We start from the raw sequence: 12,153 nt of genomic DNA, 5'->3' as shown, positions 1-12,153 counted from the left end.
TGTGATCTACATGGGTGAAAGAAAGGTCCGGCCCTCGCGCGCGGCGACTGGTCTTACAAGGAAATATGCAATGCCGCACTTAGCTGGAGGGCGCCGGCACCGATGAGCGATATCCGCGGCGAAAGGGTTTGCTTTCGCAAGGAAGACATCATCGCGCTGCACGAGCTGCCTTCGGCGCAGGCCCATGATCCGGTGATCGTGCATGCGCCTCGGCCGGGCGGCGCCATGCGTTTTCTCGGCAAGATCATACTGTGCTGCTCGCTGCTCGCTTTCCTCGTCGTGGCGTCCCTTGTCGCCGCCATCGAAAGCGGCCTGGTCGACGGGCCGCTCAACCGGCGGGCGCGCACGGCGCTGAACGCCGCTCTTGGCGAAAACTACAATGCCGATGTCGAGAGCACCGTTCTCCGCATGACCAGCGGTGGTGCGCTTGCACTAAAGGCGCGCGGGGTGACGCTCAAGGAAAGAGGGTCGGGCCGCCATCTCGCCAAGCTCGGCGCAATTTCGATAGCACTCGATCCCTTCGCCCTGATGACCGGACGCATCGCCGTGTCGCGTCTCGAGGCCGAAGAAGGCCAGCTCGATACAGGTTTGCTGCCACGCGGCGAACCGATCGACCTCACCACGATCCGCATCGCCGATGTCGGCGATGCGCTCGAGAAGTTGTTTGCGCAGGCCGATCGCATGTCGCGGCTGACCGCGGGCAGGGCGACTCAAACCGTGCTGCTCTCCGATTTCAGCCTCTCAGTCACGGGCTCGCGTGGTCGCGTCGTTCCCGTGGAAGTGAAAACGCTGGAGTTCACGCACGACCCCGACAGCTCCATGCGCGTCGACGGAACGGTCGCGATCGACGGGATCGAAGCGCAATTGACCGCCAGGGCCCTCGGCGAGAATGGCCGCATCGGCGGCTTCGAAGGGACCGTCAGTGCTTTGCCGCTCTCTCCCTTTCTCTATCACGGCAAATCGGGAAGCGAGGAAGCCTTCGGTGTCGAGGCGGCGGCGGACGTCAGCCTGAAGGCCACCCGCGCGGCTGACGGCCAGAAGCCGGCGCTGGACGTCGGCATCAGGACATCGCAGGGGTCGTTCCATGCCGGTGGCCTTGTTTCCGCGCTCAATCCCTCGGAACTGAATGTCTCCTATGATTTTGACCGCGCCTCGGTCGAAATATTGCCGTCCATCGTCAAGATCGGACGCTCGAGCTTTCCTTTTACCGGCGCCCTCATCGATCTCGACAAGGTTGCAGAGGCCAGCCAAAAGGGCTTCGCCGTTGACCTTCTGTTGAGGAACGCAAGCTCGGACCCTGAAGACATACAGGATAGCCCGCTTGCCTTCGACGCTAAGGCAAGCGGACGCTTCGAGGCCGGCAGTCACAGGCTTATTTTCGACCAACTGGCGATATCGAGCCCGCTTGGTTCCATGGCCGGTTCGCTGTCTGTGACCTTCGGCAAGACGTCGCCGCAGATCAGCTTCGCCATGCTCAGCGATCAGATGCATTCCACCGCCGTCAAGCAATTGTGGCCTTGGTGGATTGCCAAGGGAGCGAGACGATGGGCGATCGGCAATCTCTTCGGCGGCACGGTTACCGACGCGCGGATCGAGGTTTCGATAGCCGAGGGACGGATCGCCAACAACAAGGGCGACCTCAGGCTCAACGAGCATGAGCTCAACATAAACTTCGACATCGAAGACACCCGGATCAATATCGCCGGCGATATCCCGCCGCTTCGCGACACGGCGGGCCATTTCAAGCTCAGCGGCGAGCGCATGGTCGTCGACGTCGAGCGGGGGGCCGCCTATTTCCCGTCCGGGCGCTCGGTCGCGTTGAACGGCGGCGACTTCATCATACCCGATGTCTATTCAAAGCCGTTGATGGCGGAAATGAAGATCGAAGTCGGCGGGCAGGCCGACGCTATTGCCGAACTGGTCGCTTACAAACCGATCCGTGCTCTCCAGAAGACACCATTCGTGCCTCAGGATTTCACCGGGCCGATGACCGCCTTGGTTGGGGCGCGGTTCGGCCTGATTTCGGATCAGAAGCCGCCGTCGCCTCTCTGGCAGGCGGAGATGCAGCTACAGGACGTGACGATTAACCGTCCCATCTCAGGTCGTTCCATCGCGAACCTGGCGGGCACCATGCGGATCGACAACGCCCAGGCGGTACTTGAGGCCGATGCACTGATCGACGGTTCCAAGATGCGGATCGCACTGACCGAGCCGGTGGACAGCAAGGCAAACGTGAAGCGAACACGCGAAATCTCCGGAACGCTCGACGACGCCGCCCGACGGAAGATCGCTCCGGCCTTGTCCGGCAGCGTCAGCGGGCCAGTGGGTGTCGACGTATCGATGGCGGACGACGGCAGCCAATCCGTCAAGGCGGATCTCGGCAAGGCGTCGCTGTCGCTGCCCTGGATCGGCTGGAGCAAGGGAGCCGGAATCCCAGCCAAAGCCCAATTCACCGTCAAGGCAAGCGACGGAGTAACCGAGATCGGCGATTTCGATATCGCTGGCGACGGGTTCGGTGCTGCAGGTCGTCTGCGCGTCGACGACGCCGGCCTTGCATCGGCCGAGTTGAACGGTGTGCGCCTTGCAGGCGGAGACAATTTTGCCGTCACGATCGATCGGAACAAGGGCGGTTATGCTGTTGGCCTGACAGGTCGGGCAGCGGACATCAGACCGGCGCTGGTGCGCGTGAAAGCCGGATCCGACTCGGCTGACAGTGGCAATATCACGCTCAAAGCCCGGCTTGACCAGGTCACGGGCTTCAATGGCGAAGTCTTGTCCAATGTGCGCTTCTTCTATTCGGCCCGCGGGCAACAGATCGAGGATATCGACTTTTCGGCTGTGACCGGGAGCGGGCAAGCGGTTGTCGCCAAGAGCGCCAAATCCGGCGCCGACAACATACTGGAACTGACAACCGGTGACGCAGGCTCGCTGGCGCGCTTTGCCGATATCTATCGCAACATGCGCGGCGGCCTGATGAATCTTAGGCTGCGCGACCGTGGCGCGCGTTCCTGGCGCGGCGCTGTGGATGTGCGCAAATTCTCGCTCGTCGGTGAACAGCGGCTGCAATCCATGGTCTCGACGCCGGCGGGAGAGGATGGCCGTAGCCTTAATGAGGCGGTTCGGCGTGATATCGACGTGAGCACCGCGCAGTTCGACCGCGGCTTCGCTCAACTCTTCCTGGATCAGGGCACGATCCGCGTCGAAAGCGGCATCCTGCGCGGCGTCAATGTCGGGGCGACATTCCAGGGCACCGTCCGCGACTCGCGGGATCGGATGGACATGACGGGTACCTTCATGCCGGCCTACGGCCTGAACCGGCTGTTCGGCGAACTTCCACTGATCGGAGTTCTCCTCGGCAACGGCCGTGATCGCGGCCTGCTCGGCATCACCTTCAAGCTGACCGGCCAATTCACGCAACCCCAACTCACGATCAACCCGTTGTCAATCATCGCGCCCGGCGTGTTCCGCAGCATTTTCGAGTTTCAGTGAGACGATCGATCCGGACCATGGCGGTATTACCGCGGAGTCCATCGACAGCAAAATGCAAAAACGAGAACGGGAGGGGAAGCTGCAGCTTCCCCTCCCGTTCTATAGCGGCGCGCGTCTTATCAGATGCGCAAAGGACTCTCCCATGCGGCTCAGGCCGGTCGCACCAGGATATGCTTCTTCTTGCCGAGCGAAAGCTTGATGACGCCGCCGGCGATGTCGTCATACGCCACGACACGACGTTCGTCGCTGATCGCTTCGTCGTTGATTCTCACAGCACCGCCCTGGACGTGGCGTCGCGCTTCGCCATTGGAGGCCGCCAGACCGGCCCGCACGATGAGCGTCAGTAACCCGACGCCGGCCTTGAGTTCGGAGCCGGGGACTTCGACCGACGGCAGGTTCTCGGCAAGCGCGCCTTCCTCGAAGGTCTTGCGCGCCGTTTCGGCTGCCTGCTCGGCGGCCGGGCGCCCGTGCAGCATGGCCGTGATTTCCGTCGCGAGGATCTTCTTGACCTCGTTGATCTCGGAACCGCCGAGCTTGGCCAGACGATTGATCTCCGTCATCGGCAAGGTCGTGTAGAGCTTCAGGAAACGGACGACGTCAGCATCCTCGGTATTGCGCCAGTATTGCCAGAAGTCGTAAGCGCCGAGCATATCGGGATTGAGCCAAATGGCGCCGGTGACCGACTTGCCCATCTTGGCGCCGGACGCCGTGGTCAGAAGCGGCGATGTGAGCGCGTACAGCTGCGGCGTGCCCATGCGGTGGCCGAGATCGATGCCGTTGACGATGTTGCCCCATTGATCCGAACCGCCCATTTGCAGCCGGCATCCCGTCCGCTTGTGGAGTTCCACGAAATCATAGGCCTGGAGGATCATGTAATTGAATTCGAGGAACGACAGCGACTGTTCGCGATCGAGCCGCGTCTTGACGCTGTCGAACGACAGCATGCGGTTTACCGAGAAGTGGCGACCGACATCACGCAGGAATTCGAGGTAGTTGATGCCAAGCAGCCAGTCCGCATTGTTGATCATCAATGCGTCCGTCGGTCCTTCTCCGTATTTCAGGTAGTTGGAAAATACCGTCTTGATGCTGGCAATGTTGGCCGCGATCGTCTGCGGCGTCATCAGTTGCCGCGCCTCGTCCTTGAAGGACGGATCACCGACCATGCCGGTGCCGCCACCCATGAGCGAGATCGGTCGGTGCCCGGTCGCCTGCAGCCAGTGAAGCATCATGATCTGAATGAGACCGCCCGCATGGAGACTCGGTGCGGTAGGATCGAAGCCGATATAGGCAGTCACGGTTTCCGTACGGAACAGCTGGTCGAGCCCGGCATCATCGGAGGTCTGATGGATGAAACCGCGCTCGCTGAGCGTATGGAGGAATTCGGACTTGAACTCGGACATAACCTGTTTCTTTCGGCTGGGTAGGACGTCTGCGGCCGGCGTTTATCATTGTTTTGTCGAAAGTGCACGTTTTTGGTTGGCGGGCATTTTGTTATGAACGGCGAGGCGGACGAGGAACAGTGTCTGTTCCTGCCGGCATCGATCGAGGCGACCAGCGCGGAGGAATCAATGGGCAAGCTCTTGACGGCGATCGGCCTGATGAGCGGCACGAGCATGGACGGCATCGACGTCGCGCTGCTCCGGACCGACGGCGAGAACATCGTTGAGAGAGGCCCTTCGGCCGGATACGCCTATGATGCGCATTTTCGAGCACGGCTGAAACAGGGGCTTGAAGACGCCAAATCGATCACCGTCCGAACGGAAAGGCCGGGGACACTCGCCCAACTGGAGCGGGACTTAACGCTGCGCCATGCGGAGGCAGTCATGGCATTTCTGCGTGAAAACAATCTATTGCCCGAGAATATTGATGTAATAGGTTTCCATGGGCAAACAGTCCTGCACCGCCCCGACGAGGGATTGACGGTGCAGATCGGCGACGGAGACCTGCTGGCGCGCGAAACACAAATCGACATCGTCTACGATATGCGGGCCAACGACATGATCCATGGCGGCCAGGGTGCGCCGCTCATTCCGGTCTACCACGCCGCGCTGGCACATGGCTTGTCGGAAAAGCGGGCGATCGACGCACCGGTTGTCTTCGTCAACATCGGTGGTATCTCCAACCTCACTTTCGTTGGCGCGGACGGGCGAATCGTCGCCTATGACAGCGGTCCCGGCAATACGCTGATCGACCAATGGGTGGAGGCCCATGCCGGTGTCCCTTATGATCAGGGCGGCATGATCGCGAGCGAAGGCACGATCGTGCCAGAACTCGCCGACCGCTATCTCTCTCATCCGTTCTTTACCGCGGAGAAGCGCCGCTCGCTCGACCGTAACGACTTCGCGCCACCCTCGGGCGCCGACGCAGGCCTGGAAGACGGCGCGCGCACGCTCGCCTACGTCACCGCCGCAGCCATTTTCAAATCGGCAGGGCATCTTCCGGAGGCACCGGCGACCTATGTGATCTGCGGCGGCGGCCGGCTCAATCCGACCATCATGAAGGATCTGACGGCGCTCGCCGATACCGCGCACGGCCGCGTGCTTACCGCTGAAGCACTGGAATTAAACGGCGATTCGATGGAGGCCGAGGCGTGGGCGTATCTGGCAGTGAGGTCACTGCGTGGCTTGCCGTTGACCTACCCCGAAACGACCGGCGTCGATCGCCCCGTGAGTGGTGGTCGATTTGCATCGCAGGCGATAGATACCGAACCTGATCAAGGGACAACATACGGCGAACGGCCTTGACAGCAACTTCACACTTTTCCTTGTGCTCTAATTGTTTCTTCGTACTCCGCCGCTAGGATAGCTTCCCGTGTGTGAGACTTATGCGGATCGGTGATTCGCAATCGGAGCTGTTCGGAAGCTGTCGAATGGGTGGTGCGATTTCCCTTCTGGCCGTGAATTTTATTGTCGCCCAGATTTTTGTGGTCGCATTCCTCGTCGTCGCGGCAAAAAGCCGCTCGGGCCGGCCGGCGATCTGGATAGCTGCCTGTTTCGCTGTCGCCTCCTTGGCGGCGGTGTTTGAAGCGGTTCTGCCTTTCAGCCCGTTTCCCCGCCTGTTCGCGATAGCCGCTTTCGCGAGTGTCCTCGGGGGCTTCAGCCTGCTTCGCGTCGGGCTTGGGCTGCTTTATCAGGTGCCGGCCCGGCCGGCGCTGCTTGCAGCTTTCTTCATCGGTTCGGTCATCGTGGATCTCCTGATTTACGACCTTCCGCGCGGGACCTTGCAGCACGCTTTCTTTTACCAGATGCCGTTCTTCCTGATACAGGCGTGGTCCGCGTCGGCTATCGTCCGGTCGCGGCGGAAAAACTACGCCGACCGAATCCTGCTCTGGCTTCTGATGTTGAGTGCGGCCTACTACCTTGCGAAGATCTACGCTGCCGTGGCAGCAGGCGCAGGAAGAACGGCAGCCGATTATGTCTCCAGCCCGTTCGCGCTGATTTCGCAGGCTCTTGGAGCCATGCTGATCGTCGGAACCGGCCTCGCAATGCTCGGCGTCATGGTCAAGGATATCATTGACGACGCCAGGGCCAGCTCTGAAATCGACGCCCTTTCGGGCCTCTACAATCGCCGGGGCTTCATGGAGCGTCTTGCTCCGATGCTGGAGCGACGCGGCGCCGAAAATCCTGGCGCTCTCATCCTTACCGACCTCGACCATTTCAAGCAGGTGAACGACAGTTACGGCCATCATGCCGGAGACGAGGTGATCCGGCGGTTTTCATGCCTCCTTCACGACCTGATGCCGAGCCGCGCCGTTGCCGGACGCCTTGGAGGCGAGGAATTTGCCGTGTTTCTTCCCCTCACGAGCCTGTCCGAGGCGCGTGTGCTCGCCCATGGCATCCGCGCGGCGATGGCATCGATGCAGATTGACGGCCTGCCTGACAACGCGACGGTTACCGCCAGCTTCGGCGTCGCTACTGTCGTCGTAAACGAGCCGCTTGAATTGGCCATGCGACGTGCGGACAAGGCGCTTTATGCCGCCAAGGCCGCTGGACGAAACAGGGTTGAGTGCGCCGAAACGCCGACACACGTCGTCAAGCCGGCAGTCCCGCATTGGGTCGGACGGAGCTAGACGCCGCCTTTTGTTAAGCGCGTCTCGCGTGCTCATCCGCGCGCGAGACGGCTTGGTACAATCCATCTGTCAGCGGATGCGCTTGGCGGCCGGCTCCGGCGTCAGTTCGCCGTTAAGACGGCGATCGAGATAGTCTTCGCATTCGGCCATCAGATTCTCGATCTGGCCGTTGAAGAAATGGTTCGCGCCGGGCACGGTCTTGTGCGTGATCAGGATGCCTTTCTGCGCCTTCAGCTTGTCGACGAGGCCGTTGACGTCCTTCTCGGGGGCAACCTTGTCGGAATCGCCGTTGATAATCAGCCCGGACGAGGGGCAAGGGGCGAGGAACGAGAAGTCATAGATGTTCGGCTGCGGCGCGACCGCCATGAAGCCTTCGATTTCCGGACGGCGCATCAAGAGTTGCATGCCGATCCAGGCGCCGAAGGAGTAACCGGCAACCCAGCAGCTCTTTGAATCGGGATGCAGGCTCTGCACCCAGTCGAGCGCAGACGCCGCGTCGGAAAGCTCGCCGGCACCATGATCAAACTCACCCTGGCTTCGCCCGATACCGCGGAAGTTGAACCGGAGCGTCGTGAAACCGCGCTTCTGAAACATGTAGAAAAGCTGGTAGACGATCTGGTTGTTCATCGTGCCGCCGAACTGGGGGTGCGGGTGCAGGACGATGGCGATCGGGGCGCTCTTCTGCTTCGAAGGCTGGTAGCGACCTTCCAGTCGACCGGCTGGTCCGTTGAAGATAATCTCGGGCATTGGCTCTCCGGGAATGTTTCTGGTTCGAATTGCGGTTTCAGTGCCGATCTTGTCTTGACGAAAGCAGTCAGCTTTTCTAAAACCTAGTTTAGAACCGTTCAAAACTTCGGTGCGGGCATTCCGCCTTGTGCTTCGTCTCATAAGGCAAGCGACGCGGAAAATTCAAGGAAAATGCAACAGCACCGATTGTAACGGCAGAGCCGTTTGCCCTAACGAAAGAAACGATGTCGGGATCGCGCATTTATATGGACTGGAACGCCACGGCGCCGCTTCTAGCTGAAGCGCGCGAGGCCTTCCTGTCGGCGCTTGATCAGGTCGGCAACCCGTCTTCGGTTCACGGCGAGGGTAGGGCGACGCGCGCGCTTGTCGAAAGCGCGCGGCGTGATGTCGCTGCACTTTGCGGCGCGCAAGCCGCCTCAGTCACCTTCACCAGCGGCGCGACCGAGGCCGCCAATATGGTGCTGACCCCGGATTTCCGCATGGGGCGGACGCCGCTCAGGATCGCCAAGCTCTACGCGTCGGCGATCGAGCATCCGGCGATCCGCGAGGGCGGGCGTTTCGCGCGCGAAAATGTTTGCGAGGTGCCGGTGACGGCCGCCGGTGTCGTCGATTGTGCCGTGCTGGAAACATTGCTTGCCTCCCATGACCGCCAGGCCGGGCTGCCAATGGTCGCCGTGATGCTTGCCAATAACGAGAGCGGTATAGTCCAGCCCATCGCCGAGGTGGCCGCCATCGTTCGCGCCCATGGCGGCCTCCTGGTCGTCGATGCTGTACAGGCGGCCGGACGTCTGCCTTTGTCGATCGAAGCGCTTGGCGCGGATTTCCTCATCGTCTCTTCACACAAGATCGGCGGACCGAAAGGTGCGGGCGCGCTCATCGCACGTGGCGAAGTGATGATGCCTTCGGCGCTGATCCGCGGCGGCGGGCAGGAGAAAGGTCACCGTTCGGGTACGGAAAATGCGCCCGCACTTGCCGGCTTTGGAGCGGCTGCCCGTGTGGCTGCCGGTAATATAGACGGACGAATGGCCGCCGTTGCCGCGCTGCGCGACCGGCTCGAGGCCGAAATGCAGTCGTCGGCGCCGGATGTGGTGATCCATGGACGCGATATTGCTCGCATCGGCAACACGACCTTTTTCACGCTTCCGGGCCTGAAAGCCGAAACCGGCCAGATCGCCTTCGATCTCGAAGGCGTGGCGCTATCGGCGGGATCGGCCTGCTCCTCCGGCAAGGTCGGGCAGAGCCATGTGCTGACAGCGATGGGCTACGATCCTCGACAGGGTGCGTTGCGTATTTCAATCGGCGAGGCAACCACGGAGGCCGAAATCGAGCGCTGCGGGGCGGTGTTCGCGAAAGTGGCGGCCCGCCGTCGCTCGACCGGACAGGCCGCATGAAGCAAAACGATTGAATGAATTTGCGGAAAAGCAACTTTCCGCTTGGCAAACGGGGTGAAAAGCGCCTTTTAGCCATTACATAAGCGGTGCGCAAAGTTCGCATCGTGTTGACAAGCTGCCGGACCTTGGATCCGGCGAGATTGGAGAACGACATGCCTGCCGTGCAGGAGACCATTGATCAGGTCCGCCAGATCGACGTGGACCAGTACAAATACGGCTTCGAAACGCTGATCGAGAGGGACAAGGCACCGAAGGGCCTGTCCGAGGAGATCATCCGTTTCATTTCGGCCAAGAAGAACGAACCGGAGTGGATGCTGGAGTGGCGCCTTGACGCCTATCGCCGCTGGCTGACCATGGACGAGCCGAGCTGGGCGCGTGTCCGCTATCCCAAGATCGACTTCAACGACATTCACTACTACGCCGCGCCGAAGGGCACGACGGGTCCGAAGTCGCTCGAAGAGGTCGATCCGGAACTGCTTGCGGTCTACGAGAAACTCGGTATCCCGCTCAAGGAACAGGAAATCCTTGCTGGCGTGCAGAAGTCGAAGATCGCCGTCGATGCGGTGTTCGATTCCGTCTCGGTCGTCACCACCTTCAAGGAAGAGCTGAAGAAGGCCGGCGTGATCTTCATGTCGATCTCGGAAGCCATCCGCGAGCATCCGGATCTGGTCAAGAAGTACCTCGGCTCGGTCGTTCCGCCGACGGACAACTTCTATGCGACGCTGAACTCCGCTGTCTTCACCGATGGCTCCTTCGTCTACGTGCCGAAGGGTGTGCGGTGCCCGATGGAGCTTTCGACCTATTTCCGCATCAACGAGAAGAACACGGGCCAGTTCGAGCGCACGCTGATCATCGCCGACGAGGGCGCCTATGTGTCCTATCTCGAGGGCTGCACGGCGCCGCAGCGCGACGAGAACCAGCTTCATGCCGCGGTCGTCGAATTGATCGCGCTCGATGATGCCGAGATCAAGTATTCGACGGTGCAGAACTGGTATCCGGGCGACAAGCACGGCAAGGGCGGCGTCTACAACTTCGTCACCAAGCGCGGCGATTGCCGCGGCAAGAACTCGAAGATTTCCTGGACACAGGTGGAGACCGGCTCGGCGATCACCTGGAAATATCCGTCCTGCATCCTGCGTGGCGATGGCTCGCGCGGGGAGTTCTACTCGATCGCCGTGTCCAACGGCCACCAGCAGGTCGACTCCGGCACCAAGATGATCCATCTCGGCAAGAATACGTCGAGCCGCATCATCTCGAAGGGCATCGCCGCCGGCGTTTCGGACAACACCTATCGCGGTCAGGTTTCGGCCCACCGCAAGGCCGAGAACGCCCGCAACTTCACGCAGTGCGACTCGCTCTTGATCGGCGACAAGTGCGGGGCCCATACGGTGCCCTACATCGAAGCGAAGAATTCGACGGCGCAGTTCGAGCACGAGGCAACGACGTCCAAGATTTCCGAGGACCAGTTGTTCTACTGCCTGCAGCGCGGCATTCCGGAAGAGGCGGCGATCGCACTGATCGTCAACGGCTTCGTCAAGGAAGTCATCCAGGAACTGCCGATGGAATTCGCGGTCGAAGCGCAGAAGCTGATCGGCATCTCGCTTGAAGGCAGCGTGGGCTAACGCCTCGAACTGACTATCGAAAAGCGCGCACGGACTTGCGCGCAAAAACTATTCGCTTCCCAAGAGGACGATTGAAAATGCTTGAAATCAAGAACCTGCACGCACGCATCGCCGAAGACGGCACCGAGATCATCCGCGGCCTGGATCTGACCGTGAAGGCCGGCGAAGTCGCCGCCATCATGGGACCGAACGGCTCCGGCAAGTCGACGCTGTCCTATATCCTTTCGGGGCGCGAAGATTATGAAGTGACCGAGGGCGACATCCTCTATAACGGCGAAAGCATCCTGGAGCTCGACGCTTCGGAGCGCGCAGCCAAGGGTATCTTCCTCGCCTTCCAGTACCCGGTCGAGATTCCCGGCGTTGCCACCATGCAGTTCCTGAAGGTGGCGATGAACGAGCAGCGCAAATATCGCGGCGAGGATGAACTGACGACACCGGAATTCATGCGTCGCGTCAAGGAAGCCGCCGCCGAGCTGAAAATCGCACCGGAAATGCTGCGCCGTCCGCTCAACGTCGGCTTCTCCGGCGGTGAGAAGAAGCGTGCGGAAATCCTGCAGATGGCGCTGCTGGAGCCGAAGCTTTGCGTGCTCGACGAAACCGACTCGGGTCTCGACATTGACGCGCTCAAGGTCGTCGCCGATGGCGTCAATGCGCTACGTTCGCCCGATCGCGCCGTTATCGTGATCACGCACTACCAGCGCCTGCTCGACTACATCGTTCCCGATACCGTCCACGTTCTCTACAAGGGCCAAGTCATCAAGTCGGGCGACAAGACGCTGGCGCATGAACTGGAAGCCAACGGCTATGCCGATCTGATCGAGGCAGCAGCCTGACG

General features: G+C 61.0%; 8 protein-coding genes. 6 read left to right on the top strand and 2 right to left on the bottom strand.

Translation table 11 applies throughout. From position 1 onward, the window contains the following. Positions 1-102 precede the first annotated feature (102 nt). Entirely contained in the window at positions 103-3,489 is a 3,387-nt protein-coding gene (locus FKV68_RS09985) for a YhdP family protein (RefSeq protein WP_180941319.1), read from the top strand. A gap of 149 nt (positions 3,490-3,638) precedes the next feature. On the opposite strand, the gene tyrS is transcribed toward FKV68_RS09985, so the two are convergent. After that, positions 3,639-4,889: a tyrosine--tRNA ligase gene (tyrS, locus tag FKV68_RS09980; protein ID WP_180941318.1), complete on the bottom strand. Its 1,251-nt coding sequence runs from the start codon at positions 4,887-4,889 to the stop codon at positions 3,639-3,641. A gap of 168 nt (positions 4,890-5,057) precedes the next feature. Between tyrS and FKV68_RS09975 the strand changes: the two genes are divergently transcribed. Together FKV68_RS09975 and FKV68_RS09970 are read left to right on the top strand one after the other, a co-directional pair. Further along, the gene (locus FKV68_RS09975; RefSeq protein WP_180941458.1) at positions 5,058-6,233 is read left to right on the top strand and encodes an anhydro-N-acetylmuramic acid kinase; all 1,176 of its coding nucleotides are present in this window, start codon (positions 5,058-5,060) and stop codon (positions 6,231-6,233) included. A 125-nt stretch (positions 6,234-6,358) separates the two neighbouring features. Next, positions 6,359-7,558 (top strand): GGDEF domain-containing protein, encoded by a 1,200-nt coding sequence (locus tag FKV68_RS09970; protein WP_180941317.1) that lies wholly within the window; start codon positions 6,359-6,361, stop codon positions 7,556-7,558. A 69-nt stretch (positions 7,559-7,627) separates the two neighbouring features. Here the strand turns inward: FKV68_RS09970 and FKV68_RS09965 are convergent, their stop codons facing one another. After that, positions 7,628-8,305 carry an alpha/beta hydrolase gene (locus FKV68_RS09965; protein WP_180941316.1) on the bottom strand — a complete coding sequence of 226 codons (678 nt, stop codon included), beginning with the start codon at positions 8,303-8,305 and terminating at the stop codon, positions 7,628-7,630. A gap of 224 nt (positions 8,306-8,529) precedes the next feature. On the opposite strand from FKV68_RS09965, the gene FKV68_RS09960 reads away from it, so the two are divergent. From FKV68_RS09960 to sufC, 3 genes are all read left to right on the top strand, one after another. Next, on the top strand, positions 8,530-9,696 hold the full coding sequence (locus FKV68_RS09960; RefSeq protein ID WP_180941315.1) for a cysteine desulfurase family protein: 1,167 nt from the start codon (positions 8,530-8,532) through the stop codon (positions 9,694-9,696). A 152-nt stretch (positions 9,697-9,848) separates the two neighbouring features. Then, a complete protein-coding gene (sufB, locus tag FKV68_RS09955; RefSeq protein ID WP_180941314.1) occupies positions 9,849-11,318 on the top strand; it encodes a Fe-S cluster assembly protein SufB in 1,470 nt (489 codons plus the stop codon). A 77-nt stretch (positions 11,319-11,395) separates the two neighbouring features. Next, positions 11,396-12,151: a Fe-S cluster assembly ATPase SufC gene (sufC, locus tag FKV68_RS09950; protein WP_180941313.1), complete on the top strand. Its 756-nt coding sequence runs from the start codon at positions 11,396-11,398 to the stop codon at positions 12,149-12,151. The last annotated feature ends 2 nt before the right edge of the window (positions 12,152-12,153 follow it).

The organism is Sinorhizobium mexicanum (assembly GCF_013488225.1).
GTDB classification, from domain to species: Bacteria; Pseudomonadota; Alphaproteobacteria; order Rhizobiales; family Rhizobiaceae; genus Sinorhizobium; species Sinorhizobium mexicanum.
The sequence above is the reverse complement of the archived record's forward strand: the minus strand, read 5'-3'. Positions and strand labels throughout refer to the sequence as shown.

Coding starts and splice junctions, on each gene's coding strand:
- FKV68_RS09985 (WP_180941319.1), top strand. CDS start 103: ATGAGCGATATCCGCGGCGAAAGGGTTTGCTTTCGCAAGGAAGACATC.
- tyrS (WP_180941318.1), bottom strand. CDS start 4,889: ATGTCCGAGTTCAAGTCCGAATTCCTCCATACGCTCAGCGAGCGCGGT.
- FKV68_RS09975 (WP_180941458.1), top strand. CDS start 5,058: ATGGGCAAGCTCTTGACGGCGATCGGCCTGATGAGCGGCACGAGCATG.
- FKV68_RS09970 (WP_180941317.1), top strand. CDS start 6,359: ATGGGTGGTGCGATTTCCCTTCTGGCCGTGAATTTTATTGTCGCCCAG.
- FKV68_RS09965 (WP_180941316.1), bottom strand. CDS start 8,305: ATGCCCGAGATTATCTTCAACGGACCAGCCGGTCGACTGGAAGGTCGC.
- FKV68_RS09960 (WP_180941315.1), top strand. CDS start 8,530: ATGTCGGGATCGCGCATTTATATGGACTGGAACGCCACGGCGCCGCTT.
- sufB (WP_180941314.1), top strand. CDS start 9,849: ATGCCTGCCGTGCAGGAGACCATTGATCAGGTCCGCCAGATCGACGTG.
- sufC (WP_180941313.1), top strand. CDS start 11,396: ATGCTTGAAATCAAGAACCTGCACGCACGCATCGCCGAAGACGGCACC.